24 protein-coding genes and 1 tRNA gene are annotated in these 24,744 nt (G+C 56.8%); 4 read left to right on the top strand and 21 right to left on the bottom strand.

The features are described from left to right. Positions 1-7: 7 nt before the first annotated feature. Genes ACR0MV_RS10030 through ACR0MV_RS10005 form a run of 6 tightly spaced genes read right to left on the bottom strand, consistent with a single transcriptional unit; the run spans position 8 to position 5,739 of the window. Positions 8-805: an MBL fold metallo-hydrolase gene (locus tag ACR0MV_RS10030; RefSeq protein WP_475204550.1), complete on the bottom strand. Its 798-nt coding sequence runs from the start codon at positions 803-805 to the stop codon at positions 8-10. After that, positions 802-1,608, bottom strand: a complete 807-nt coding sequence (locus ACR0MV_RS10025; RefSeq protein WP_480702022.1) for a TatD family hydrolase — start codon at positions 1,606-1,608, stop codon at positions 802-804. Before ACR0MV_RS10025 ends, ACR0MV_RS10030 begins: the two co-directional genes overlap by 4 nt. Continuing rightward, positions 1,605-2,726: a DNA polymerase III subunit delta' gene (locus ACR0MV_RS10020; RefSeq protein WP_170422493.1), complete on the bottom strand. Its 1,122-nt coding sequence runs from the start codon at positions 2,724-2,726 to the stop codon at positions 1,605-1,607. Before ACR0MV_RS10020 ends, ACR0MV_RS10025 begins: the two co-directional genes overlap by 4 nt. A gap of 7 nt (positions 2,727-2,733) precedes the next feature. Further along, positions 2,734-3,360, bottom strand: coding sequence for a dTMP kinase (gene tmk, locus ACR0MV_RS10015; RefSeq protein ID WP_170422491.1), 627 nt, complete (start codon positions 3,358-3,360; stop codon positions 2,734-2,736). Beyond that, entirely contained in the window at positions 3,357-4,523 is a 1,167-nt protein-coding gene (locus ACR0MV_RS10010; protein WP_480702021.1) for a D-alanyl-D-alanine carboxypeptidase family protein, read from the bottom strand. The genes tmk and ACR0MV_RS10010 overlap by 4 nt, the downstream gene beginning before the upstream one ends. A gap of 16 nt (positions 4,524-4,539) precedes the next feature. Next, complete coding sequence (locus ACR0MV_RS10005) at positions 4,540-5,739, bottom strand: SPOR domain-containing protein (protein ID WP_480702020.1); 1,200 nt, start codon at positions 5,737-5,739, stop codon at positions 4,540-4,542. 357 nt (positions 5,740-6,096) lie between these two features. Here ACR0MV_RS10005 and ACR0MV_RS10000 point away from each other — a divergent pair. Beyond that, a tRNA-Ser gene (locus tag ACR0MV_RS10000) sits at positions 6,097-6,183 on the top strand. Between the two features lie 584 nt (positions 6,184-6,767). On the opposite strand, the gene ACR0MV_RS09995 is transcribed toward ACR0MV_RS10000, so the two are convergent. The 6 genes from ACR0MV_RS09995 to ACR0MV_RS09970 form a co-directional block, all read right to left on the bottom strand. Next, positions 6,768-7,517 (bottom strand): proteasome-type protease, encoded by a 750-nt coding sequence (locus tag ACR0MV_RS09995; RefSeq protein WP_480702019.1) that lies wholly within the window; start codon positions 7,515-7,517, stop codon positions 6,768-6,770. An 11-nt stretch (positions 7,518-7,528) separates the two neighbouring features. Continuing rightward, positions 7,529-8,326, bottom strand: a complete 798-nt coding sequence (locus ACR0MV_RS09990; protein WP_480702018.1) for a transglutaminase family protein — start codon at positions 8,324-8,326, stop codon at positions 7,529-7,531. 3 nt (positions 8,327-8,329) lie between these two features. After that, positions 8,330-9,271 carry an alpha-E domain-containing protein gene (locus ACR0MV_RS09985; protein WP_170422487.1) on the bottom strand — a complete coding sequence of 314 codons (942 nt, stop codon included), beginning with the start codon at positions 9,269-9,271 and terminating at the stop codon, positions 8,330-8,332. 2 nt (positions 9,272-9,273) lie between these two features. Beyond that, positions 9,274-10,692 carry a circularly permuted type 2 ATP-grasp protein gene (locus ACR0MV_RS09980; protein WP_480702017.1) on the bottom strand — a complete coding sequence of 473 codons (1,419 nt, stop codon included), beginning with the start codon at positions 10,690-10,692 and terminating at the stop codon, positions 9,274-9,276. A 359-nt stretch (positions 10,693-11,051) separates the two neighbouring features. Then, the gene (locus ACR0MV_RS09975) at positions 11,052-11,426 is read right to left on the bottom strand and encodes a DUF4345 family protein (protein WP_170422483.1); all 375 of its coding nucleotides are present in this window, start codon (positions 11,424-11,426) and stop codon (positions 11,052-11,054) included. A gap of 17 nt (positions 11,427-11,443) precedes the next feature. Then, on the bottom strand, positions 11,444-12,367 hold the full coding sequence (locus ACR0MV_RS09970) for an SDR family NAD(P)-dependent oxidoreductase (protein ID WP_480702016.1): 924 nt from the start codon (positions 12,365-12,367) through the stop codon (positions 11,444-11,446). 111 nt (positions 12,368-12,478) lie between these two features. On the opposite strand from ACR0MV_RS09970, the gene ACR0MV_RS09965 reads away from it, so the two are divergent. Next, the gene (locus ACR0MV_RS09965; RefSeq protein WP_480702015.1) at positions 12,479-13,399 is read left to right on the top strand and encodes a LysR family transcriptional regulator; all 921 of its coding nucleotides are present in this window, start codon (positions 12,479-12,481) and stop codon (positions 13,397-13,399) included. A 138-nt stretch (positions 13,400-13,537) separates the two neighbouring features. On the opposite strand, the gene ACR0MV_RS09960 is transcribed toward ACR0MV_RS09965, so the two are convergent. The 3 genes from ACR0MV_RS09960 to ACR0MV_RS09950 form a co-directional block, all read right to left on the bottom strand. After that, a complete protein-coding gene (locus tag ACR0MV_RS09960; protein WP_170422477.1) occupies positions 13,538-13,840 on the bottom strand; it encodes an SH3 domain-containing protein in 303 nt (100 codons plus the stop codon). 242 nt (positions 13,841-14,082) lie between these two features. After that, positions 14,083-15,156 (bottom strand): serine/threonine transporter SstT, encoded by a 1,074-nt coding sequence (sstT, locus tag ACR0MV_RS09955; protein WP_480702014.1) that lies wholly within the window; start codon positions 15,154-15,156, stop codon positions 14,083-14,085. A 20-nt stretch (positions 15,157-15,176) separates the two neighbouring features. Continuing rightward, positions 15,177-15,311, bottom strand: a complete 135-nt coding sequence (locus ACR0MV_RS09950) for a hypothetical protein (protein ID WP_480702013.1) — start codon at positions 15,309-15,311, stop codon at positions 15,177-15,179. 873 nt (positions 15,312-16,184) lie between these two features. On the opposite strand from ACR0MV_RS09950, the gene ACR0MV_RS09945 reads away from it, so the two are divergent. Then, positions 16,185-16,397: a hypothetical protein gene (locus tag ACR0MV_RS09945; RefSeq protein ID WP_480702012.1), complete on the top strand. Its 213-nt coding sequence runs from the start codon at positions 16,185-16,187 to the stop codon at positions 16,395-16,397. Positions 16,398-16,879: 482 nt separating this feature from the next. After that, a complete protein-coding gene (locus tag ACR0MV_RS09940) occupies positions 16,880-17,467 on the top strand; it encodes a hypothetical protein (RefSeq protein ID WP_480702011.1) in 588 nt (195 codons plus the stop codon). Between the two features lie 21 nt (positions 17,468-17,488). Here the strand turns inward: ACR0MV_RS09940 and ACR0MV_RS09935 are convergent, their stop codons facing one another. Genes ACR0MV_RS09935 through ACR0MV_RS09910 form a run of 6 tightly spaced genes read right to left on the bottom strand, consistent with a single transcriptional unit; the run spans position 17,489 to position 24,638 of the window. After that, positions 17,489-18,859 (bottom strand): FAD-dependent oxidoreductase, encoded by a 1,371-nt coding sequence (locus ACR0MV_RS09935; RefSeq protein WP_480702010.1) that lies wholly within the window; start codon positions 18,857-18,859, stop codon positions 17,489-17,491. After that, a complete protein-coding gene (locus tag ACR0MV_RS09930) occupies positions 18,840-19,706 on the bottom strand; it encodes an isocitrate lyase/PEP mutase family protein (RefSeq protein ID WP_480702009.1) in 867 nt (288 codons plus the stop codon). Before ACR0MV_RS09930 ends, ACR0MV_RS09935 begins: the two co-directional genes overlap by 20 nt. Next, the gene (locus tag ACR0MV_RS09925) at positions 19,703-20,323 is read right to left on the bottom strand and encodes a cysteine hydrolase family protein (RefSeq protein WP_480702008.1); all 621 of its coding nucleotides are present in this window, start codon (positions 20,321-20,323) and stop codon (positions 19,703-19,705) included. The genes ACR0MV_RS09930 and ACR0MV_RS09925 overlap by 4 nt, the downstream gene beginning before the upstream one ends. After that, on the bottom strand, positions 20,324-22,384 hold the full coding sequence (locus ACR0MV_RS09920; RefSeq protein WP_480702007.1) for a hydantoinase/oxoprolinase family protein: 2,061 nt from the start codon (positions 22,382-22,384) through the stop codon (positions 20,324-20,326). It lies immediately after the preceding gene. Further along, entirely contained in the window at positions 22,381-24,075 is a 1,695-nt protein-coding gene (locus ACR0MV_RS09915; RefSeq protein WP_480702006.1) for a hydantoinase B/oxoprolinase family protein, read from the bottom strand. The genes ACR0MV_RS09920 and ACR0MV_RS09915 overlap by 4 nt, the downstream gene beginning before the upstream one ends. Continuing rightward, positions 24,072-24,638, bottom strand: coding sequence for a tautomerase family protein (locus ACR0MV_RS09910; RefSeq protein WP_480702005.1), 567 nt, complete (start codon positions 24,636-24,638; stop codon positions 24,072-24,074). The genes ACR0MV_RS09915 and ACR0MV_RS09910 overlap by 4 nt, the downstream gene beginning before the upstream one ends. Positions 24,639-24,744 lie beyond the last annotated feature (106 nt).

Genomic DNA, 24,744 nt, shown 5'->3' with positions numbered 1-24,744 from the left:
TGGAGGTTTAGAGCGCCTGGTGGATCACCATTCCGTCATAGGCCGGGGTAATATTGTCAGCGGTTTCTGCTTCGACCGTGGCATAATCCAGGTCGATGTGCATGTTTGTCAGAACCGCGCGTTTGGGTTGCAGTTGTTCGATCCAACCCAGTGTTTTTTCCAGATGCGCATGGGTGGGATGCGGGGTTCGGCGCAGCGCGTCGATTACCAGACAATCCAGTCCTTCCATCGCAGGCCAGGCGTCATCATAGATTTCGGCGACGTCGGGCAAATAGGCGAGATTGCCCATCCTAAAACCCAGCGAGTCGATTGATCCGTGGTTCACCTTGAACGGCAGGAAAGGGATGGGACCGCCGGGGCCGTCTACTTCGAAAGGCCCGTCGATGGATTTCAGATCCAGGATCGGCGGATAGGGCGAGCCCTCGGGTTGAATGAAAGCGTAGCCGAACCGACCCAGCAAGGCGTTCTGAGTATCGCCATCGGCCCAAACCGGCACCCGTTCGCGCATGTTGAACACGATCATGCGCAGATCGTCGATCCCGTGCACGTGGTCAGCATGAGAGTGGGTATAAATCACCCCATCCAGACGTCCGGTTCCGCTGTCCAGCAACTGGCTGCGCATGTCCGGAGTGGTGTCGATCAGAACCGAAGTTGTGCCGTCGGGGCCATCGCGTTCCACCAGCATCGAACAGCGCCGCCGGATATTCCTCGGGTTCTTGGGGTCGCAGTCTCCCCAGTGTCCGCCCAGCCGGGGCACGCCGCCGGAAGATCCGCAGCCCAGAATAGTGCAGCGCAACTGGGTCATGCAGCCGCCTTGTAGGTTGCGGCCTTGGTAAACAGCCGGTCGAAATTGGCCTGGGTTTGGGCTGCGAAATCGGCATAGGCCATTCCGAACACCTCGGCCCCTTTGCGCGCCGTGTGGGCGGTATATGCGGGCTCGTTTCGTTTGCCGCGGTATGGGGGCGGCGCAAGGTAAGGCGCGTCGGTCTCGACAAGGATGCGGTCAACCGGGGCACTAGCAAAAATATCGCGCAATTCCTGGCTTTTGGGGAAGGCGGCGATACCGGACATGGACAGGTAAAAGCCCAGGTCCAAAGCGGCCGTGGCCAGCTCGGCAGTCGAAGAAAAGCAGTGCATCACACAAGAATAGGGCGCATTGCGGTGCTCTTCGGCCAGAATGCGCGCCATGTCGTTATCAGCAGCCCGCGCATGGATGATCAGTGGCAGACCAGTTCGCTGGGCGGCCTCGATATGGATGCGTAGGGATTGTTTCTGCACCTCGGCGCTGTCGGCGGTGTAGTGATAGTCCAGCCCGGTCTCACCGATGGCCACAAACTTGGGGTGGCGCGACAAAGCAACAAGCTCGTCGACGGTCGCCATGGGCTCATCTGCCGCGCTCATAGGGTGCGTGCCCGCGGCGTAGAAAACGGGGGCATGGGCCTCGGCAATGGCGCGAACAGTGGGTTCGTTGCGCAGACGCGTGCAGATGGTCACCATGCGGGTCACGCCTGCTTCGGCGGCGTTGGCGACGATCTGGTCCAGCTGACCTTCGAAGTCGGAGAAGTCCAGATGGCAATGGCTGTCGGTGATTTCGGGGGTATTGCTCATCTGCTCTGACCGGCGGTTTCCTGTATCTTGAATACCGTATCTAGGACCAAAGCCGCAGGGTCAAGGTTCACCGACTGACCGTGGCGCGCGCGGGCTGTGATCACCGCGGCGACCTCGGCCCATTTGCGGGCCTGATGGGGCGTGGCCGACAAACGGGTCAGCGTTTCGGCCTCATTCGGGGCAGCCTCGGGCATAGGGGCGCTTCCGGTTGCGCCGGTCAGGGCAAGGCGGGACAGGGCGACGTCGATCAGGGTCAATAACAGCTCGAACCGTTCAGCTGCGCCGCGCTGGGCAGCGGCCTCGGCCAATGCCAGTGCGCGCTGTCGGTCCATGCGGGGGAGGGTGCCCAGAATGGCGATGAGTTCTGCGTAGATTTCCAGCCCACCCAGATTAATCAAACGCACTGCGTCGCCCACGGATCCAGAGGCCAAAGCGGCCAGGTGATCACTGTTCTCAGGCAGTTGCGCACCAGACTGCGTCAGCGCGGATTGCATATCGTCAGGCCCCAGCGGAGACAGACGCAACGTTCGGCATCGGGACCTGATCGTGGGCAACAGGCGCGAGGGCTGGTGCGAGATCAGCAGCAGAGTGGTGCGGGCTGGCGGCTCTTCCAACATCTTCAGCAGAGCATTTGCCGCGCTGACGTTCATCTCATCCGCAGAATCCACGATCACCACCCGACGGCCGCCATCGGTCGAGGACAGGCCGAAGAATTTGCCCAGCTTGCGGATATCGTCCACAACGATCTCATTCCGCAGCCTGCCCTGATCGTTCAGCGATCGGGTGATCGCCGCGAGTCCGGGTTCAGCCCCAGCCAGAATACGGTGAGCGACAGGGTGTTCCGGGTCGATCTCAAGGCTTTCGGGCGGCGGTGGGGCGCCGAACAGCCCGTCTTCCTCCGCCGGAGGTGTCGCCAGTAGGAACCGCGCGATCCGCCAAGCCAGCGTTGCCTTCCCCACGCCGCGCGGGCCGGTGATAAGCCAGCCATGGTGCAGCCTTTCGGAATTGAAGGCGCTCAGGAACGCCTGCTCCGCTGCGTCCTGCCCAAACAGGTGCTGGGTTTCGCGCGGGTGCGGGGCACCGGGGGCCTGATCCGGGGTCGGGGTTTCGTCGCTCATCTATCGTTTACCGCAATGCTTGCAAAACGATATCTGTCACATCCCGTGCTACGCTGTCCATGTCCCGGTTGCCATCAACCACGCGGAAACGGTCGGAAAACTCATCCGCAAGGGCCAGAAAACCCGCACGCATCTGTTGTTGCAGGTCCAGGCCAAAGTCCTCGAACCGCTCTTCCGTGCCCTGTCGCCCCTTGGCGCGGGATAGGCCGGTTTCGGGGTCCATGTCGATCAGCAAAGTCAGGTCGGGTTCCCGCCGGATCATCAGGCTGTGGAGTTGGTCCACCACCCCCCGCAGATCGCCGCGAGAGAGGCCTTGGTACATGCGGGTACTGTCGGCAAAGCGGTCACAGATCACCACTTTGCCTTGGGCCAGCGCAGGTTCGATTGTGCGTTCCAGATGGTCACGGCGCGCTGCGGTGAACAACAGGATCTCTGTCTCGGCCGACCAACGGTCCGGGTCACCTTCCAGAACAAGGCTGCGGATTTCTTCTGCACCGGCAGACCCGCCGGGCTCGCGCGTTAGTACGACATCATAGCCCATGCCGCGCAGATGCTCGGCCAACATGCGTGCTTGTGATGACTTTCCGGACCCGTCGATACCTTCAAAGGTCAGAAACAACCCAGACGTTGTCACATTGCCTCCAGCGGATTGCCGATCACGTCTTTCAGGACAATACCGCCTACGGTTTTCATGCGCACGACAAAGCCACCAACCGGTACATTATTGGCCGCAAACAAGGGGCGGCGGATTTCCGGCAGCCCTTCGGGTTTGATGACCAGTTCAGCCAGTTGCTGGCCCTTTGCCACCGGCGCGTTGATCGGTCCGTCATAGACCACCTCGGCCTCAACGTTTTTGTCGTTGAGCACGGGGAACAACAGGGTCAGGTCTTCTTCGGGCACAAGGCCCACGGATTTTTCGGCACCCATCCAGATTTCTGCTTCGGCTATCGGCGTTTCGGCGTCGGCAACTGTCCTCTCGACAAAATTGCGAAACGACCAGTTAACCACGGCCTCAGCCTCCTCTGCCCGGCGCGCGGTGGAGTCGAGACCTGTGAGAACAAAGATCACCCTGCGGTCGCCTTGTTTGGCCGACCCGACAAGGCCATAGCCCGCCTCTTGCGTGTGACCGGTTTTCAGGCCGTCAGCACCGATCCCCAGTTTTAGCAGCGGGTTGCGGTTGCGCTTGTTCGATGGCGCGCGGCCATCGAACTCAAACTCTTCTTCGGCGAAGAGGGGGTAGTATTCCGGGAAATCCGTGATCAGACGGTCGGCCAATACGGCAAGGTCATGAACAGACATCATATGCCCCGCGGCCGGCCAGCCGTTCGAGTTGGCAAAGTTCGAATTGTCCATGCCGATCTGCTTGGCGCGCTGAGTCATATAGCGGGCAAATCCGGCCTCGGTGCCATCCGGGCTGAGCGCCTCGGCAATCACGACGCAGGCGTCATTGCCGGACAGAACGATGATGCCACGCAACAGGTCTTCGACGCGCACCCGGTCCTGTGTGTTGAGGAACATCGTCGAGCCGCCATAGCTCATGGCGTGTTCAGACACGGGCAGGGTTTCATCCAGCGTCAGGCGGCCATCACGCAGCGCCTCAAACGCCACATAGAGCGTCATCAGCTTGGACATGGAGGCGGGCGGCAAGGGCTGGTCTGCGTCCTTGGACAGCAGAATGGTTCCCGTTGTCTGATCCATCACATAGGCCGCGCGGGCCTGAGTGTCGAAGGCGTGGGCGGGCAGGGCCAACAGCGCCAGCCCGAGGGTCAAAACAGATGATCGCAGTGAGGACAGCACGGGAGCCTCCTTTGTTTCAGTTCTTGACGGTGAACGCGTCGGAAAAGCCCAGATCTTTGACATCGCGTTGGATGGCATTGCGTTCTGACCGTGTTGCGGCGGGACCGACAAGAACGCGCCAGACAGATTTGCCGTCCGAAGTCAGCTCGCGCACCTCGGCGTTCAAACCGTTGCGGCGGATCTTATTGGCCGCGCTGTTGGCGTTTTCTTCTACGCCAAAGGTGCCGACCTGGACGAAAGGCTTGGATAGCGATGATGCCGTTGCCGTTGCCGCCGTCGTTGTCGCGGCCGCTGTGGCCACTGTGGGTTCGGATGCCTCAATCGCTGCCGCTGCACCCGCGATCGGGTCCAGTGGCGTTTCGGTGATCTCATCCGGCTTTTTCTTTTGCCACCATTTGCGCTTTGCTGGTTGTTCAGCGGGCGGCGTGACCTCTGGGTCCACCAGAGTTGGGGCAGCTTCGGTTGCGACTTCGGCCGCTTCAGTTGCCGCTTCGGTGGCGGTTTCGGCCGCCGTGTCGGTCGCAGCATCAGCCGCGACGGCCGCCGCTGTCGCCGCGCCAGTAGCCGCAGCTGCCGGTTTCTTTTTTTGCCACCATTTGCGCTTTTCCGGCTGTTCCGTTTCAGCAGTCTCTGCTTCGGTCGCATCTGCGGCAGGGGCATCCGTTGCGGCAGCGGTTTCTGTCACGGCTTCCGGTGTCTCTTCGACCTCGGGTTTTTCTTCGACAGGTTCGGGCTTGGGTTCAGGCTCTTTGCGACGCAAGGCGACAACCTCGACCTCTGTCGGCGCGCCGGCGAGAATACCCAGTTCTTCGGCAGCGGCAGAAGAGAGCTGCAAGGCAGGACCCGGCAGGTCTCTTTCCCGGCGGAACAAGGCACCGGTCACTGATTTATTGTTTCGGGCGTTTTTGATGCGGACCCGTTCGGGCTGCGTCACGTCGGGATGCGCTACCCAAATGCCACCCAGTGAGGGGCGGCCATCCCAAAGGCCGGCTTCGGACACCAGGAATACGTCGGGCGCTTCGACCGAGTCCTTCGGACTGCCGCTAAGGTCGGGAAACAGCTCAATAGAGCCATCTGTGTCTGTCTGGGAACTATCGGCGTCCACCGCGGCACCGTCCGTGGATAGCGCCTCTTCACAACCAGCCAAAACCACGGAAACCACGGCCAGCATCGCTAACGCTCGCGGGTTTGCGCGTGTCTCAGTCGCTCGCTTCATTTTGTCATCCCTTGCCTGATTGGCCTCGCTTCCTGAGGCCCGCCGCCGTTTACTGGTTCTGTATTGCCAGCCTGCTCCGGTCTTTCCTGTGGATCATAACGCGCCCAAAGTGTCATGGAAAGAGCGCAGCCCGCGCTTCGGCAAGAATTCCCTATTTGGTCTTGCCACCGGTTCGCGATGGCCTTAGACCCGGCCCCACGCGGGAAGGTGGCAGAGTGGTCGAATGCGGCGGTCTTGAAAAGCGATGGAAGTCGCTCGCAAGTATTTGATTTATTTGCCACTAAAACCGCAAGGAGCAGGGCATGGAACACGTTGACCGCGTAATCTGTGTCCGGTACGTTCCGCAGCGCGCTGAAAGGAAGAGTGGCAGAGTGGTCGAATGCACTGGTCTTGAAAACCAGCGAGGGTGAAAGTCCTCCGTGGGTTCGAATCCCACCTCTTCCGCGCAGCAAAAAACCGCCCTCTCGGGGGCGGTCTTTTTTTGGGGCGCTGGGCTGGAAATCCGAGGCATTAAGTCAATGGTTTCGCTGCCTTTCTGCGAGTTTGTCGAAGCGCGAAAGCTTGCGGCTCCTCATGCGCGGGGTTGCGTATGAATACCTTTGGAAAACCATGGCCCAGATCGTCGCAAAGCAGCGGATGCAGGCTATCGCGCTGCTTGGCGGTTTCCTCCCCCAATCTTTCGACAGGTTCAGGCCGAGGTTGCTCACCTGAGCGACATGTCTGACGAAGAAATCAAGCCCATTGCGGAGGACGAGGCAAAAGCGGCTGGGTGAAATCGTCGGCTTTTGTCCGGCAAGCATCGCGCCAATATTTCTAAATACTTTTTAAAAACAGTATTTTGGTGCCGCTGGCTCCTGGCCAGATATTCGAAAAAAATGTTGAATGGCCGACATGCTACCGAAACGGAACTCTAAATTCTGGATTGTTCCGCAGCAACGTCCGCTTCGACGTCGCACTGACCGCTTACGTTGGAACCGGACGTTGTTCAGAACAAGTCTTAAGTTCGGGCTGCGGGACAAAGCGGACGCTCAACCGTTTGAGTTTCGCCCCGATCTATATTCAGGAAGTTTGGCCAAGGCCGATTTCAACGCGTCACCCCATCCATCGGATACACTGCGAAAGTACTGGTCGTCAGCTTCGAACCTAGACCGCGCACCACCTTCAAGGCTGTCTTCATCGTAGAGAAGCACGTCAAGCGGCGCTCCGACAGACAGGTTGGCCTTAATCGTGGAGTCAAAACTGACAAGCAAGAGTTTTACGGTTTCTGAGAAGGTCATTTCTGGATCATAGGCGCGCACCAGAATCGGGCGACCGTACTTTGTTTCTCCGATCTGAAAGAACGGTGTATCATCACCGGCCTCGATAAAATTGCCTTCAGGGTAGATTAAGAACAGTCGAGACGGGCCACCCTTGATCTGACCGCCCAGAATGAGTGTCGCGTGAAAGGCGCTGTCGGCTTGTTGGCCCGACCGGGCATGCTCTTCGATGACGTCGTTCAGCGTAGCCGCGACCAGTTGCGCAACTTGAAACATTGTCGGAGCTTCTAAGATCGATGGCGAACGATCTGCCGGCGCTTTTGTTCGTTCTTCCAGAAGGCTTATCGTGGCCTGAGTAGTGGCCAGGTTTCCGGCCGTTAGGATTGTGATCGACCGGTCCCCTTCGACTGTCCAGTTGAACATCTTGTTGAAGGTCGAAACATTGTCCACGCCAGCATTTGTGCGCGTATCGGACATGAACACCAGCCCGCGATTCAGCCGCATGCCCACAGCATAGGTCATCAAATTCTCCGTTACTGCTGTGCGACTTGCAACTGCACTGTCAATTGCTCGCCCGCTGTCCCAATTCTATTCCCTATTACCGGTGCGGCTTGGGCATAGTCCAGCCCGGTTGCGACGCGTACGTACCGATCGTCAGGTGAAATCCCATTTGAAACGTCAAAACCCACCCAGCCAAGCCCGTCCAAATGCACTTCGGCCCAGGCATGGGTCGCGTCCTGCAGCTCCGTTTCGTTCATCATCAAGTAGCCCGAGACGTAGCGTGCTGGCACTCCGATCTGTCGCGCGCAGGTAATAAAGATGTGCGCGTGGTCTTGACACACGCCGCGCTCGGCTTTGAGGGCATCTTCTGCGCTCCAGCCCGGGTGTGAACTTCCAATTTCGTAAGAGACCTGAGCTCGAATTTTTTCGGACAGAGCATGCATCTGCTTCAGCGGATCGCTGTTGGGCAACGCGCTTATCAGCTCTGCAACTCCTTTCCCTGGCGATGTCTGCGGAGTGCTTCTTTTGAACAGCCATAAGGGCGTCGACCCTTCGTGACGCCCCAAAACACCTTGGGTGTCTTTCACTTCAACAACGCCTTCTGAGATCAACGAGATGCTCTGAGTGTTTGCTTCGAAACTGATCAATTCCACCGTGTTGCGGTGATAGTCTTCAAATGTCAGCTCTTTGCGCCCGCCGGTGATCTGGGTGCTCCAACTTACGATGCTCTGATTTCGAAATGACTTTGGTGTTTTTCGCAGCTGTTGCAGTCCGAAAGGAACCGGCGCGTCAAAATCGTATCGTGTCTCGTGTCGAATGTGCAGTTTCATTGGCTACTCGTAGAACCTGTAATCAATCTCGATCTGACGGTTCAAATTACCGAGATCTGTCAGGAAATCCTGAATGTACTCATGCAGTCCAAATTCAAAGATATCCGAGATTTTCTGATCCAGGTATTTCTCGTAGAGAGCATTTGATGCCTCGCACGAAGGCCCGGCAAAACCATAGTCTTTCTTCAAGTAGGACAGGTTTTCCTGAATCTTTCTGCAGCAGAAGTGCAAACTGCGAGGCATCCGCTGATCCAGTATCAAAAACTGCGCGATGTCAGAAGGACGCGTTTTCTCACCATGGGTCATTCGATACCCGCCGCCAGCGCCGACAGAGCGCAGGATGCTTTCCCATTGGATGTTGTCCAGTGACGAGCCGACCGAGAAGGCTGTGGGCAGAAGAACATAATATTTCACGTCCAGAATGCGGCCAGTATTGTCGGCCCTTTCGACAAACGTCCCGATGCGGGTGAAATCGAAAATGTCATTGCGCAGCATGGTCCCCAAAGTGGCACCACGGACCAGAGCCGCCTGTTGTCGAATGAGTTCCAACGTTGCAGGTAAGTCCCGCTCATTCACGCGTCGTTTCATCACCTCATCGATCTGCATCCAGGTGGAGTTCACCGCGCTCCAGACATCATGGGTCAGTGCCGTCCGAACAAGGCGCGCGTTGTCTCGGGCTTGCTTGATGACCGACTTGATCGAGGATGGGTTATCAGCGTCACGTAGCACCCAATCGACCGCATTGTCTTTTGAAATCTCGTCGTACTTGGCGTGGTATCCATCCAGAACACCGGCCGTTTTTAGAACAGACCCCCATTCTTCGGCTGAATTCTTGGTACGGGTCAACGCCATTCTCTGACCTGTTTCAAGCAGCCTCGCCGTATTTTCCGCTCGTTCAAGATACCGGGACATCCAAAACAACCCGCCAGCAGTTTTTCCCAGCATGGTCAGTCCTCCAGAACCCAGGTGTCTTTGGTCCCGCCACCCTGGCTTGAGTTCACGACGAGAGATCCCTTCTTAAGCGCCACGCGGGTCAAACCGCCGGGCGTGATCTTGATCCCTTCGGGCGACACCAAAACGAACGGCCTTAGGTCAACATGTCTGGGCGCAAGTCCCGAGCGCGCAAAGATCGGAACCGTCGAAAGCGACAGAGTCGGCTGGGCAATGTAGTTCCCGGGCCGCGATTTGAGCTTGTCGCGGAACGCCGAAATCTCTTTCTTGCTGGCGGTCGGCCCAATCAACATTCCGTAGCCGCCAGACCCGTGTACTTCTTTCACGACAAGCTCGGACAGGTTGTCCAGCACGTAGGAGAGAGACACGGGATCACTGCAGCGCCAGGTCGGGACGTTTTGCAGCAAGGGCTTCTCACCCGTGTAGAATTCAACGATTTCAGGCATGTAGGAATAGATCGCCTTATCGTCGGCAATGCCGGTCCCCGGTGCGTTGGCGATCGTGATGCCTCCTGCGCGGTAAACGTCCAGGATACCCGGAACGCCCAAGGCGCTATCGGGGTTGAAATTCAGCGGGTCCAGAAAGTCGTCATCTACCCGGCGATAAAGTACGTCGATGGGCTTATAGCCCCTGGTAGTGCGCATGCAGACGCGCCCATCGACAACGCGTAGGTCGTGACCTTCGACCAATTCCACGGCCATCTGATCTGCGAGGAACGCATGTTCGTAATAGGCCGAGTTATAGATGCCCGGGGTTAATACTGCGACGGTTGGTTCCCCGTCGGCGCAAGCCGGCGCGCAGGCAGCAAGGGATCGTCTCAGATTGCGGGGGTAGTCAGAAACATTCCGAACATTAGTCGCGCTGAAGAGCTCGGGGAACATCTTTAGCATCGTTTCCCGGTTCTCCAGCATATAGCTGACCCCAGATGGCGTGCGGGCGTTGTCTTCCAGAACGAAAAACTCGTCCGGCCCGGTTCGCACCAGATCGACCCCGACAATGTGCGTGTAGACCTGACCAGGAGGCGAGACGCCGAGCATCTGCGGCAGGAACGCTTCGTTCCCGGCAATCATCTCGGCTGGCACACGCCCGGCACGCACGATTTCTTGGCGGTGATAAATGTCGTGGAGAAAGGCGTTGATTGCCCGAACCCGTTGTTCAATACCGCGTTCCAGCCGCTGCCATTCTCGTGCTGAAATGACGCGCGGTACGATATCAAATGGGATTAGGCGTTCCTCAGCCTCGGCTTTGCCGTAAACGTTGAAAGTGATTCCCGTCAGTCTAAAGACTTCTTCGGCTTCGCGCTGTTTTGCTCTCAATCGTGATACGTCTTCAGCATTGAACCAGCGGCCGATCTCTTCGTATGGACCTCTGAGTGATCCATCGCCGTTGAACATTTCATCAAAATACTCACTCATACTTTGAGTTTCACGCATAAATCAGAATTTTCAAGTCATTCAGGCTTGGCTGGATGCTGCCTCGGGGGGGAGCGTCTATTTTTCGGGCTAACTGGATGATGTGATGATCTTAACAACATGGCGTAATTTGTGGCTCCAGTCGAAATCACATTCATTTTTTTTGGTCTCAACACTATCTTGCTGTGTGATGCATCCGAACGTCCAGTTTGGGCTCGGTGTAGCCATTCACTTAGTCACAGCGAATGTCCGATTTTCAGACAAAGCGTGTATTGCGAGAATGATAACTCATAGAGGTGGTGCTTGGTCGATCGGACGGTGCTGCTTCCAACTTTGCCGCCGTCCGATTGAAACAAACCCGGTTACGCGGAAAGCTGGTAATACGCGGTGACCAACACTCCGATGATCATCAGTTCAGCGACCAAGGGTGGCACAACTGCTTTGTCAAACCCGTCCGCTAAAATTCCGACAATACGCCCGGCAGCTACAACCGCCATCAGGACCGCGACAGCCGCATAGCCCAGCGTCTGCCCGGTGGTCAGACCGATCACCAATAAAGTCACTGAGGCCAAAAACAGCCCGCCGATCACCGAGCGGATTGTGCTGAGCCCGGCAGTGCCAACCGGCTCGATGGCAAAGTTAGCAACCATGCGCCTGGGGGCAAACATCGACATGATGCCGAGACCAGACAACATGAGGATTGTGAGGAACACGAGGATGTTCAGTGTGGTTTCCATTTCATTACTCCTTTGTTCTAGGCGAATTGGCGCAATGCCTTGTTTGCGTTGTCCTGATTGGTGATGTCTGAAAGAGACGCGTCAATGCTGGCCTGATCCACAACCGGACCGGTGGGATAACCAGTTCTACTGGCGTAGAAGTGGCCGGTCTGGAAATCCGGGTTCAGCAACCCGTCCAGATACCGTTTTGCTCCGGCTTCAACGCTGTGCATCATGCCGAACAGAGGCATCAGCACACCGCCCACATGTTTGAAGGCAATGCGTTTCATAAGTGGCAGGTCATCAAAGCCGGCCGTTCCGGCCGTGCCGCCCGGGCTAATGGTTACAAAGCGAATATGAGGGTTCTGACGCGCCATCGCCCCCATCCAGAGGGTTGCGGTGAGCTTGGCATACCCATAGGTCTGCATCGGATCACCGTCGGGGCCGAATTTGGTACCATCGGCGATTGACTTGAACTCGTCCACCGTCCCATCGGACAGGCTTGGGCGGTGCATACCCATCTTGGGAATACCACGAGCAGCCTCGGACCCGGCATATAGAATTGTAGACGTCACTAACTGGCGTTCTAACAATGCGTCGACCAACACCACATGGCCCAGAACATTTGTTGCGAAGATATTTGTCACGCCATCGCTGGTAAGGCCGTTTGGGTTCCGCCCGCCCGCGCCTCCTGCATTCAGGATTACCGCGTCGATTGGGGTGGAAAGTGCGGCTACAGCAGCGCGAACCGAAGCCGGGCTGGTCACGTCTATCAGGACAACTTCAAAGATCTTGCGCCCGGTCTCACGTTCCAGCGCTGATTTTGCGGCTTCCGCTTTGATTGGGTTACGACAAGCCAGATAGACTTTGGATATACCTTTCTGAAGCGCAAGCTGCCGGGCTGCCTCGCGACCTAATCCGGCATTTGCGCCGGTAATCAACACAGATTGTATATGGTTCATCGGTCATAGTCCTTGAGTTTGCGTTTGATTAGCCCAAGGTAACCCGCCCGAAAATTGATCTGTAGATAGGTATTTCTGGACACGCTGCTTCAAAAATGAAACACAAGATTCATGTCGATCAAGGAAAGCCACTCTCTAAACTGGGATGATCTGAAGTATTTTCTTGCTGTTGCAAGAACTGGGACATTGCGGGGCGCCGCCGATAGCATTCAGGTCAACCATACGACCCTGACCCGGAGGCTTTCGGTTATGGAGGAACGCATCGGAAGCCGCCTCTTTGATCGCTCAAAGCAAGGCTTGGCGCTGACCCAGCTTGGGGAAGACCTTATGCCTCACGCCGAACGCGTTGAGGCGGAAATGACTGCGGCGTCTCGAATGATTGTCGGCCGCGATGCTCAACCTACTGGCACGGTCTACATCACATTGCCCCATGGTCTGGCAATGACATCTCTGATGGACGATTTCGCCGCTTTCGCCGATCTCTACCCAAACATCACCCTGAACATGAACTTCACAAATGACGTTCGTGATTTGACGCGACGGGAAGCGGACGTATCGCTCCGAGTTGCAAGTGAGGTGACGGATGATGTCGTGGGCCGAAAGCTCGTGCAAATGTCGCAGGCTGCCTATTGCACACGAGAATATGCTGAGCGGATCACCGATAACGGTGGTGAGGGGCTCCACCTAATTGGCTGGCACGAGCCAGAAGAGGCGACCACGGCGAACTGGGTTAAGAACAGCTACTACCCAAAAGCCGCGCTTAAACATCGAGTATCTGAACTTGTCCCATTGATCACGCTGGCCGCATCCGGGCTTGGCATGGCTTACCTTGCGTGCAATCTGGGAGACCGGCACCCTAACCTGATCAGAGCACCGTTTCAGAAACCCATGCCCTACAGAAGCATCTGGTTACTGCTACATCGCGACTTGAAGAACACGGCCCGGGTCAGACTTTTCGTGGATTTCTTGGCTGCGAGTGTCCAATCGAGGCGGAATGAGTTCTGGGTCGCCGGAACGAAACCGCCACAATAGAAGACAGTCACTGCAATCCAGTTCAATCGCTACCTGTCGTGCAAAATTTGCCGAAGTTAAGGAAACATCCTAACCGCCTCAATTCAGGTTCTTTTGACCAGACCTGGATATCTAAGGTGGCATCCTGCAAAGCTAAAATCATAGTTTTCGCAAATATGCCCAAGATACAAATCCCTTTAAACCACGCGCACGTTTCATGGAGACCCGGCACCAACGGGTGCCGCCGGTCTGCTCGCAACTGTGAACTCGCAAAACGGTTCCATTTGGAAGGCCCGCTATCACGTTGAACCCTATTCCCGGTCCTGCACGCAATTTCAGCATGTCTCCATCTTCAACGCCAAAAACCTCGTATTGTCCGAGAGAAGCTGCCGTTGCGGATTGAGCAACGACCATAGCGCCTAGGAAAAATGTAAATAAATGTGGGAAGATAGCACTTCGCATTACGTTTACCTGCCTGTTTACTTAACTGCAATCTTAGCGTCTCTGACTATCGAGCGTAACTCCCCGACCAAAGTAAGCGTGCGTCTAAACCGACAATTGAACAAAAAATTAAAAAGTATGCCGAAACTAAGGTTTGGGCTCGATACGATCGTTCAGTGACTTGCACCCGATGCCTGTCTTGCGTACCGATCCGTTCTTCAACCGCCGACCAGTGCCAGCGGTTGAAGCCTTTCGGGCGGTGCCTAAGCGGGTAGCTGTGCCTCGGCCAGCTTTCGTGGGTAAGGATCTCCTTGTTTGTACGATCCCGCCGCGGTGAACAGAACGTCGGTCGATGAGTTCAGACCGGTCTCCGCAGAGTCTTGCAACACTCCGATAATGAAGCCGATGCTCACCACTTGCATGGCCGTTGCGTTGTCGATGCCGAACAAGCTGGCGGCCATTGGGATCAGCAACAGTGATCCTCCTGCTACGCCCGAAGCCCCGGTGGCAGCAATCGAAGCAATGATGCTCAGGAACACGGCCGAGATGAAATCAACCTGAATACCCATTGTGTGAACGGTGGCCAGCGTCATGACAGTAATGGTGATCGCAGCGCCAGCCATGTTGATCGTAGCACCGATTGGAATCGTGACCGAGTAAGTCTCTTCATCCAAATCCATTCGGCGGCAAAGATCCATGTTCACAGGAATATTGGCGGCCGAGCTGCGCATGAAGAATGCGGTAACACCGGACTCTTTCAGGCATGTGAAAACCAACGGATATGGGTTTTTGCGGATGCGTAGGAACACGATCAGCGGGTTGACAACCAGCGCCATGAAAATCATGCAGCCAAGCAGCAACGCCAGAAGTTGGCCATAACTTGCAAGTGTTTCAAAGCCGGTTTCAGCAATCGTCGAAGCCACGATACCGAAGATACCGATTGGAGCCAGCCGGATAATTGCTGCGACGATCTTGGTGATCGCGCCGTCCAGATCCGACATCAGGGTCTTGGTTGTGTCACTGGCGTGACGGAAAACAAGCCCAAGACCAACGGCCCAGGCTAGAATGCCGATGTAATTAGCAGTTGCCAGGGCATTCACTGGATTGTCCACGATTTTCAGCAAGATATTCTTAACTACCTCGGCAAGACCGCCCGGTGCATCCAAAAGCTCGGGCGTGCCGGTCAGATGCAAAGTAACCGGAAACATGTAGCTCGCCGCAACCGCAACCAGAGCAGCTGCGAAGGTTCCGATTAGGTACAACAGCACCACGGGGCCCATACGGGCATCGCTGCCCTTTTTGTGGTTGGTGATCGCAGCGCAAACCAGGATTAGCACCAGAACGGGTGCTACGGCTTTTAATGCGTCGACAAAAAATCGCCAAGCAAGCCGATGGCTGACCCGGCTGAGGGCCAAACGGTGGAAAGCAGAACACCCGCGACCAGGCCGATGGTGATTTGGGTAACCAGGCTACCACGCAGAATAAAATTCATGGGGACCATCCTGTTTGAGTAGGGGCCATACGGACGAAGCTCACGCCCGCGCAGGCACAGTTGAAGTTCAAAGGCTGGTGGCTATTTGGAGGTCTTGGAGCAAAATTAAACGTCTCTAGATGGCCTAGGACTTTGCAGCGCATTTCTGAAGCATTTGTTTTTGCGATCAAAAATGTATGATTTGCTGATTTATTTCAAATGCTTACCTAGCGTCAATCTGCTCGCGCAGTTCACGTAAATATAAATGTTTATTCATGAGTTTTCCAATGTGCTTGGACACCAAATCGGCTTCTGACTTACCTGTGCAGTCCAATAATGAGCCCGTAACTGAATTGGCAAGAATGGTGTGTTGAAGTCACTTTTGGAACCGCGCAAACTCTTCATTATCTGCCATTGGTCTTAGCAAGGAAAGCATACCGAATACGCCCGCTTTGGGCTCACTGCGGTTATGCGATGATATTTCGTGAGTGTCTTCTGCGCGCTCGAAACTGACACCCGACAGATTTGACTAAATAGCAGCCAGCCTATTTTTGAAAAAAAAGGGAATTTCGTATGAACAGATGGACTTGTTTGGGTTCGCTTTGCTGGTTTCAGCATGCAACCCACCTCCCCAGACGCCATTGGTCACTGACTCGAACGGACAGACTGCCATCCAAATCAACACAAGCGGACTTAAATGCTACGGGTCGACATGTCTGGAGATCACAAGGGGCAGCCTTTCCGTGGTCGGGCACAAGAGAGCGCGGATTCCAAAAGGTATCGATGCAAGCAGCGAAACCGTAACGTCAGACGAGTTCAAGCAGATGCGCCAATCAGCGATGCTGCCGGGCGGTCCCGGTACTGACAATCGGTAAACGAAGGAGAGGTCGCGATATGTTCAACGATGACGTCCAGGCACGCTGCCCGGAATGCGGATCGCCGGATACGGTGATTACCGGTGAGAAAGCTGCCTGCAATACATGTGGGTACGAAGAGCCTTTTCTGCTTGATCAGGAGGTGCGCGACGGAGGGCATGAAGTTGTGGCGAATGCGCAGAAAATGGCACGGGCGAGAGACGTTCTGCAGCGATGGGATTTTGCAGGGTAAAGGGGCGGCTGAGGGGTCCAGAAAATCGCAAACGCGCCGTGCGGGCCTCTCGGGGGCGAAACGAGGGTCGCGTTGGCCCCAGTAGACGAGAACATCCGATACCCTCCTTTAAATGGACGTAGAATGGGGCAGGAAGGATTCTGGCGGGGTTGCTCTGCTGCGACTTGCTCGGTCGGGCTCGCGCGCTTCATTCTGCGCGCGCTGCGCTGTGGTCCCCGTCTGAGACATGCTCCATCCAATCTGCTGTCTTGCCCTCGACAAACATCTGCACAGCCAGATAGGTCATCGTACAGTCTGGCGACTCACCGCGCCAATGCCGCTCTACTGACGCAGCCACACCATACGGCGCTGATTACATCATCATCGACGATCTGCTGAAAGCTGGAGATACCGGCTCCATAGCCGGGCTGATCAAGGCACAGTAGTTTGTTGAGGAGACCCTGCTGTCGCGCTTTGATAACCCGTCCGGGGGACGCGTCGTTATGATTGTGCAACGACTGTACGAGATAGATCCGCCAGGTTACCTGTTCGAACGCGGTGCCGATCAGCGCCTGAATATGCCCGCCATCGCCGCAGAACATGAGGTGGTTGCTTTTGGGCGTGGAAAGGTCATGCGCCGCAGGCCCGGTGATCTCTTAAGCCCCTGGTGCCTGGATCAAGCCGTTTTTGATACCTTGCGCCGCGAAATGGGCGCGGCCGTGTTCTATTGCCAGTATCAGCAGAACCCGATTACACCAAAAGGCTCGCCCTTGCGCTGGGAGTGGTTTGCACCTTCGAGACCGTGGATGATCGTCGCTGGTTCCAAATGGTCGTTTCAAGCTGAGATACGGGCATATGCGCAGATCCCCGATCTGACTTCTCGGCCCGTACGACCTTGGTGGCGGGCTCTGCCCAAGTCGTGGCTAATCTGCGCAAGTCATCGTGAAAACCCGACCGCCAAACAAGGCTGGCGGTTGCTTCGCGTTCTGCAACTATGTCATGGCTTTCTGGCCAACCTAGTGTTCCGAACACCATCAAACCGCCTTCGAACGTTAAGCTTCCAGACGGAACGACACCACCGCTTCCGATAGTTAGAATGCACAAGTATTACATCAGGCACTCAACCCAGCTATGCGACCCAACACAACGGCACTCAGCAAGCCATTTCCGGAAAGATACCCGCTGTCCCCTTTGCCCGACACACCAACAGCCGCGCCGCCGCCTGCATAAAGGTTGGTGAATGGGGAACCGTCCTCTTTGAGGACGCGCGCAGAGGAATCAACGCGCAAACCGCCTTGGGTGTGGAATAGGGCCCCTGTGACGCGGACGCCCATGTAAGGCGGCGCCAAAGGTGGCGGGTTGAAAGACCGGCCGAATTGATCCGTGCCGCCAATGGGGATTTCTTGAACTGTTTGCTCCAAAGCCAAAGATGGCAGGCCCAGTGCCTTCGATAGATCTTCGATTGTATCAGCGGATCGGATCGCGCCTGTCTCTTCCGCGCGCTTGAAATCCTCGAACTGGCGCGCAATGGCAGCGATGCGGCCGTCAAAGATGGCGAAGGCTTGTCCGCCGGGCTGCGCCAGTACCGCGCGGGCGGCCTCAGAATAGCCTTGTGACTCGTCCCAGAAACGATGACCGTCGCGGTTCACCTGTATGCCGCCTTCGGTAATCACCGCCCAGGTTATCAGGATTCCATGTGGGTGCGCGACATTGCCATGGCCTTGGTAGGCCCCCAGGTTTTGCAGCCCGGCACCCAGCCCCTCTGCCCACAGAACAGCCTCACCTCGGTTACCGCTATGCCCGAACCATAGTGCATCTTCGATTTGCGGCATATGCTTGGAAACGAGGGCGGGGTTGCCACCAAAACCGTTGCAGGCAAGGATAAGCCGGTCGCAGGCAATGGTTTCCACCGTTGCGTCCGGGCCTGTTACGGCAACACCTAAAATCTGGTCCTGATCCCGATACAGCGTTGTCGCGCGGCGATTGCAAATGATGTCCAAACCTTCACGCTCGCAGGCGCTGCGAAGCGCGTCGATCAACTCTTGTCCCGAGCGCGTCGGCAGCCCGTGCATCCGACGACGCGAGTGACCGGGGTAGTCGAAATCCGTAACAACCGAGAAGGGCAGGGCGTGGCGTTCAGACAGCCAATCGATGACTTCGGCGGCATTGCTGGTCAACAATTCGACCAGAGCTTGATCGTTCTCGCTGTGGGCCTTCGACTGAATGTCGCTGGCAAAGAGTACCGCATCGTCCAAGATCCCCGCGGCCTGTTGAACTTTTGTGCCGGAAGCAGGGATCAGCCCGGCGGACAACGCGGTTGAACCGCTTGGAACTGGATCGGCTTCGATCACCAGCACGTCCTGTCCCGCCTCCGAAGCCGACAGGGCCGCAACCAGACCGCAAGCCCCTGCGCCGATGATCAGGGTACCGGTCTTCAGATCGAACTGATCGGGTGCAACACTCTCAACCTTGGGTGTCATCATAGCGGGCCCCGGCATCGAGCATCTCGGCGGTTCCGATGACTTCGTTCAAACCGCCGAAGTCGAACATGTTCTGTGCGAAGGGCTTGTTCGAGCCATTCTCTGCCAGGCTCTGATAGTAGGCCTGAGCGGTTTTGGCCAAAGCCCGGACGATCCCGCCGGGGAAAATGACGATGGAATAACCCTGAGCCTCTAGATCGTCAGCACCAAGGATCGGGGTCGCCCCGCCTTCGACCATGTTCGCCAAAAGGGGAACGCTTGGGGCAAACTGGTCAGCGATGGACGTAAGCTGTTCGCGGCTTTGCGGCGCTTCGAGGAAAAGTACATCCGCACCAGCCTCAAGGTAAGTTTCCGCGCGCTCGATAGCCGCGCTGAACCCCTCGACGGCGATGGCGTCCGTGCGGGCAATGATTAGCGTGTCACTTCTGGCGCGCGCGTCGGCCATCGCTGCTATCTTTCCAGCCATTTCCTGCGTCGGGATAAGGGATTTGTCCGACAGATGACCGCAGCGCTTCGGAAAGGTCTGATCTTCAACTTGCAGTGCGGATGCACCGGCTCGCTCATACAGTCGCATGGTACGCTGAGCGTTCAATGCGTTTCCAAAGCCGGTATCGGCGTCGATGATAACGGGTAACGAGACACGATCGGCAATCAGCGTCATCGTGTCCGCCATCTCGGACGCCGTGGATAGCCCGATATCGGGACGGCCAAGTCGCGTGTAGGCAACAGCCGCGCCGCTCAGATATAGCGCTTCGAAGCCAGCTTTTTCAGCCAGCGAAGCCGTCAGACCGTCATACACGCCCGGTGCAACCAGAATTTCTTTCTTTGCCAGTCGGGATTTAAGGCTCATTTGGCTCCCTCCAACCAGTTCAACATTTGATCGCAATTTCGCTGATGCGTGACGGTGCCCAGTGACAGGAGTGTTGCGTCATGAACCTCTTGCTGAAAGGCCGCACATCCGTCTGTCAGCATAACGGTGTCGATGTTTCGCAAATGCGCATCGCGCAGAGTTGAGGCAACGCCGCCATTGGTCACGATGCCCCCAACGATCAGGTTCTCGATACCCAACGCGCGCATCAGATATTCCAGCCGAGTCTGATAGAAGGCAGAGTAGGCAACCTTTTCGATGACGAAATCGCAGGGTTGCAACGTATCGACCAAACTGTGACCAAACCCGCCCGGCGCGAAGTCGCCCTTGGTCAGGAACGGACGCAATTTCTTCAGGTGTGGCGCAATCAATGGCTCGCCGTTGCGGTCGGGTACAAGTGTGAACTGCGCTGAAAAATAGCGTCCGCCCGCGGCTTGCAACTTTCGCGCTAAGGGCGCGATGCGTTCGGGAAGAGCTGCGATTTCTTGCGCCGACTGGCCAGCCCGGCCATAGGCTCCGTCAGGATGAATAAAGTCGTTCTGAAGATCGATGGTCAGCAGCGCCGTCTTGCGCGGGTCCCAGGTTTCTGGTTCGCTCATTCAGTCGTCCTCCCGTGGTTCGATAATCGTGTTGCCAAAGGAGTCCACGCGCCCTTGAAAATCCGGTTCGATCAGGACGGTCGTGTCCGGTTGCGTCAGAATGGCTGGACCTTTGACTAACGTGCCAACCGGAAGCGACAAGCGATCATAGATGGCAGTGTCATGCCAGGCATCTCCGAAGTGAACTTTCCGCGTCGACGAGGGCGTGGCACTGCCTTCTGTTGCCGGAGCAAGGGAAGAAAGATCGAATTTCGGTCGCTTGCCAGTTACAGCGCTACGCAGATTCAATATGCGCCGCACGCCGTTTTTCAGCAGTCTTCCATAGGTGGCTTGATAGGCCGTATCGAAGGCCTCTTCGATGTCGGCTTTGCTTGGTGGTGTTACCTTGCCATCTGTCATCGTAACAGTCAGCGCCACCGGCACGGTATGTGTTTGACCGACATAGGCCATGTCAAGCTCGAATGAGATCTCACGCTTGTCGAAGGTGGTCCGCGATGCGTCAAGCAGCGCCATACCCTGGTCCACGTGCTCTTGCATGAATTCGCCTAGTGCAGCTTTGTCCAACTGCGTGACCAGAGTGTTGATCGTTTGTACAAAATCTTGCCGCATGTCGGCGATCACACAGCCTAGCGCCGAGGTGACACCAGGATAGCGCGGAACGATTGCGCGGGCGATCCCCACTTCGGCCAGCATTGCTCCTGCGTGCAAAGCTCCGCCACCGCCGAACGGCATAAAGGCAAAACGTTTGGGGTCAAAGCCGCGCTCGATGCTTACAAGACGGATCGCTCCGGCCATACGGGAATTGGCGACGCGCAGGATAGCCTCGGCGGCCTCAAGCCTGGACAAACCGAGCGGTTCGCCGACGTGGATGTCGATTGCTTTGCCAGCGGCCTCCACATCCAGCCTTTCCAGTTTGCCTCCGATTGGGTTGTCCGGATCGATGCGACCCAACACGACATTGGCATCCGTAACCGTGGGGCGATCATTTCCCAAACCGTAGGCAACAGGACCGGGATTTGATCCCGCGCTTTCAGGGCCGATATTTAACAATCCGCCCTTATCGACCCAGGCGATTGATCCTCCGCCCGCGCCGATTGTTGTTATTTCGATCATTGGGCTGCGCACAACCATCCCAAAATCGATGGAGGTCTGGGCCGACAACATCGTCTGCCCCTGTGATATCAGCGAAACATCAAAACTGGTGCCGCCCATATCCCCCGTGATCACATTGTCGAAGCCAGCAGATTGCGCAATGTAACCTGCAGCAATCACACCCGCCGCCGGACCCGACAGTGCCGTACGCACTGGTAGGCGGGACGCGGTGTTGACCCCCATGACCCCGCCATTGGACTGCACGATCATGAACTCACCATCGAACCCACCGGATTGCAGGGCGTTTTCCAGGCGGGTCAGATAGCCTGAGACTTCGGGCTGCAGATAGGCATTCAGCGCCGTGGTCGAGAACCTTTCGAATTCACGAATTTCCGGTAGGATTTCTGACGAGGCGGATACATGCGGGTTCGGCCAAATCTCGCGTACGGCGGCGACAGCGGCGGCTTCGTTTTCAGGGTTGGCATAGGCATTGGCGAACAGGATTGCGATGGCTTCGCATCCTTGCTCTTGCAATTGCTCTGCTGCTTTGCGCACGGCAACCAGATCGACAGGTGTGCGAATGGTGCCATTCGCCAGTGTACGTTCCGGCACCTCCAAACGGTCGCGGCGATCCACAACGGGTGCGAAATCGCCGCGCAATCCCCAAGTGCGCGGCCGGTCCCTTCGGCGCATCTCCAAGACGTCCCGCAGACCTGCAGTACAGATCACTCCCGTCTTGGCCCCTTTGCGTTCCAGCAGAGCATTTGTGCCTGCCGTGGTGCCGTGTACCACTACTGAGATCTCGGACGGATCGTCGACCTCGCGCCCGATCCCGTCCAGGAAGCCACCTGATTGATCCGGGCGTGTGGTTGGAACCTTGGCGACGGTTGCGCTGGCGTCTGCTTCGTTCAGAACAAAAACATCCGTGAACGTGCCCCCCACGTCCACGCCGATCATACGCCCAGTCATGGCGCAACCTCCCGCCATGTGGTGCCGTAGACCTGATCCGCCTGTTCGGCACTCACAAGACCCCGAGCCACATCTTTGGCGATCGCTGCAGGAGCGCGGCGGCCCGCAGCGCCATAGCCGCCACCGCCGGGTGTCTCAAGGCGAACCGCTTGTCCTTGTTTCAATTCGATTCCTCTCATTTTTGAAACCAGTGGCGGTGCCTTCCACCCATCGTCTTGTTCATACGTGAAGACATTCATGGCCCCGTCGCCACCGTCGGCGATACCCTTCGGCGCGAACTTGCCGCGTTCGCCGAACAGAAACGCCTGAGCGCCGTTTTCCTCAAGAACTTCAATTTCATAGACAGCGCCAAGCCCCCCACGATGCGCACCTGTACCCGCGCTGTCGGGGCGCAGAGCCCACTGGCGGAACATGACCGGATAGGCGGCTTCAAGAATTTCCATCGGTGGGATCGTCGCCGTCGAGATCGGAGCGTTACCGTGGTTCAGCCCGTCGCTCTCGACCGAGCCGCCGTGCCCCCCACCATAAAAGCTGAACATCACCCAGGGCTGTCCGTTCGAGCGTTTGCCGGCGATAGAAAGCGCATTGATTGTCCCATAAGCGTTGGCGACAACCCGATCCGGTGCAGCGTTGGCAAAGGCAGAGAATACAACATCGATCATTCGCAGAATGGTTTCTGTGTATCCACCTGTCGGGGCAGGGAACTCGGCCGCCAACAGGCTGTCTTCAGGCACGATGACTTCGATGGGACGCATCACGCCGGCATTGGCAGGCAGCGCCGGAAAAACGTGTTTGACAGCCACATAGGCGGTTGCAACGGTCGTGGGCAGGGCGATGTTTACAGGCCCGGCGCATTGCGGAGACGACCCCGTGAAATCCAGCACCATTTGATCGCCCTTGATCTCAAGCGCCAATTTGATGCGGAGCGGATCATCTGTGATACCGTCATTGTCCAGGAAATCTTCGGCCTCCCAACGACCGTCCGGCAAGTCCTGCAACTCAGATCGCATAAGCACCTCGGCCCGATCGCTGAGCGCCTCAAGAGCGGCCGAGACTGTTTCAGCATCATATTCGTCCAGCAACTCGTCCATCCTACGGACCCCAAGATCCAGAGCGCCAAGCTGCCCGTTCAAATCCCCCATCGCTGATTGGGGTAGGCGGGTATTGCGCAGCAGAATGTCGATAATGTCCTGGTTCACCTCACCTTTACGCGCCAGTTTGACCGGCGGCAGAACAAAGGCTTCCTGGAAAACTTCGGTCGCAGCGGGGTTATAGTTTCCCGGCACCGCACCGCCCACGTCGTGCCAGTGCCCAACCGACGCGAGATAGCAGAACAACTTGCCATCGCGGAAATAGGGACGCACCAGGCGCATATCAGACAAATGTGTTCCGCCGATATGTGCATCGTTGAAGATGTAGATGTCGCCGTCTTCCAGATCCCCGTCAGCGGCGGCCTTTTCAATCACCGCTTTCACGGCGAAAGACATCACACCCACGAAGATCGGCAGCCCGGACTTACCCTGAACCAGAGTGTCGCCCGTTGTTGCAGAATACAGACCATGGCTGGCGTCATGCGCCTCGGCAATGATCGGATTAAAGGCCGCCCGAAATAGGGTTGCGTCCATTTCGTCGGCGATCTGTTCCATGCGGCCTGCAAGTACAGAAAGGGTAATTGGGTCTATCTCGCTCATGCCTGCGCCCTTGTTTCTGCAATGTCATTCCAGACATCCTGACGTGTGATCAGATCGTTCTGAATCTCGAACCGGTCAATGAAGCGAATGCCTTCGAATGCTGAACCATCGGTCCATTTGCCAGACAACGTTCCCCGGCAGTAAACGGTCGCGGCGTCGCCATCGCTTTGCATTGCGTCGAACCCCTCGTACGTTTTCGCGATACGGCGATACCGGTTTGCCGCCCAACTCCTGAGGTCCTTAAGATCTCGCATGGGCGCGGTTCCGGGGAATTGCATCACGAAGTCCGAGCTGAGCCTTTTCCGGGCGCTTTCAAACGCGCGATCACTCATTTCAGCCAGGAAGGCGCGCACGATGTGCTCGGGGTCTTCTTTGGCCCGAGCAGGCTGTCTGCTCTTGCCGCCCCGATAGTAGTTCTGGTCTGAAATGTCGTGGATCACGACGGTCACAAGCTCTGGCGCCGCAGGCACTACGAATCGCACAGCATTGGTCAGCGCCACGCCAAGCCGTTGTTTTTCTTGCGCGCTATAGCCCTCGATCACATGCAATTCGACGATCGGCATGCAAAAGCTCCTCCGGTTGTTGTATTATTTGTAATACAGGTTATTAAATAATTGTAAGACTATTTTTCGAGAAGCAATAATACTAAAGCTTGATTTTCCAAGTTCC

Source organism: Ruegeria sp. BC3, assembly GCF_056539265.1.
This window is presented reverse-complemented; position numbering and strand designations above follow the sequence as displayed.

Excerpts from the sequence above, each read along its gene's own strand:
- ACR0MV_RS09990 (WP_480702018.1), bottom strand. The coding sequence starts at position 8,326 with ATGAAACTGCACATTCGACACGAGACACGATACGATTTTGACGCGCCG.
- ACR0MV_RS09935 (WP_480702010.1), bottom strand. The coding sequence starts at position 18,859 with ATGATGACACCCAAGGTTGAGAGTGTTGCACCCGATCAGTTCGATCTG.
- ACR0MV_RS10020 (WP_170422493.1), bottom strand. The coding sequence starts at position 2,726 with ATGAGCGACGAAACCCCGACCCCGGATCAGGCCCCCGGTGCCCCGCAC.
- ACR0MV_RS09910 (WP_480702005.1), bottom strand. The coding sequence starts at position 24,638 with ATGCCGATCGTCGAATTGCATGTGATCGAGGGCTATAGCGCGCAAGAA.
- ACR0MV_RS09925 (WP_480702008.1), bottom strand. The coding sequence starts at position 20,323 with ATGAGCGAACCAGAAACCTGGGACCCGCGCAAGACGGCGCTGCTGACC.
- ACR0MV_RS09970 (WP_480702016.1), bottom strand. The coding sequence starts at position 12,367 with ATGAACCATATACAATCTGTGTTGATTACCGGCGCAAATGCCGGATTA.
- ACR0MV_RS09920 (WP_480702007.1), bottom strand. The coding sequence starts at position 22,384 with ATGACTGGGCGTATGATCGGCGTGGACGTGGGGGGCACGTTCACGGAT.
- ACR0MV_RS10005 (WP_480702020.1), bottom strand. The coding sequence starts at position 5,739 with ATGAAGCGAGCGACTGAGACACGCGCAAACCCGCGAGCGTTAGCGATG.
- ACR0MV_RS09975 (WP_170422483.1), bottom strand. The coding sequence starts at position 11,426 with ATGGAAACCACACTGAACATCCTCGTGTTCCTCACAATCCTCATGTTG.
- ACR0MV_RS09980 (WP_480702017.1), bottom strand. The coding sequence starts at position 10,692 with ATGAGTGAGTATTTTGATGAAATGTTCAACGGCGATGGATCACTCAGA.
- ACR0MV_RS09965 (WP_480702015.1), top strand. The coding sequence starts at position 12,479 with ATGTCGATCAAGGAAAGCCACTCTCTAAACTGGGATGATCTGAAGTAT.
- ACR0MV_RS09945 (WP_480702012.1), top strand. The coding sequence starts at position 16,185 with ATGTTCAACGATGACGTCCAGGCACGCTGCCCGGAATGCGGATCGCCG.
- ACR0MV_RS09985 (WP_170422487.1), bottom strand. The coding sequence starts at position 9,271 with ATGCTGGGAAAAACTGCTGGCGGGTTGTTTTGGATGTCCCGGTATCTT.
- ACR0MV_RS09950 (WP_480702013.1), bottom strand. The coding sequence starts at position 15,311 with ATGAATTTTATTCTGCGTGGTAGCCTGGTTACCCAAATCACCATCGGC.
- ACR0MV_RS09940 (WP_480702011.1), top strand. The coding sequence starts at position 16,880 with ATGATTGTGCAACGACTGTACGAGATAGATCCGCCAGGTTACCTGTTC.
- ACR0MV_RS09995 (WP_480702019.1), bottom strand. The coding sequence starts at position 7,517 with ATGACCTATGCTGTGGGCATGCGGCTGAATCGCGGGCTGGTGTTCATG.
- ACR0MV_RS10030 (WP_475204550.1), bottom strand. The coding sequence starts at position 805 with ATGACCCAGTTGCGCTGCACTATTCTGGGCTGCGGATCTTCCGGCGGC.
- ACR0MV_RS09930 (WP_480702009.1), bottom strand. The coding sequence starts at position 19,706 with ATGAGCCTTAAATCCCGACTGGCAAAGAAAGAAATTCTGGTTGCACCG.
- ACR0MV_RS09915 (WP_480702006.1), bottom strand. The coding sequence starts at position 24,075 with ATGAGCGAGATAGACCCAATTACCCTTTCTGTACTTGCAGGCCGCATG.
- ACR0MV_RS10025 (WP_480702022.1), bottom strand. The coding sequence starts at position 1,608 with ATGAGCAATACCCCCGAAATCACCGACAGCCATTGCCATCTGGACTTC.
- ACR0MV_RS09960 (WP_170422477.1), bottom strand. The coding sequence starts at position 13,840 with ATGCGAAGTGCTATCTTCCCACATTTATTTACATTTTTCCTAGGCGCT.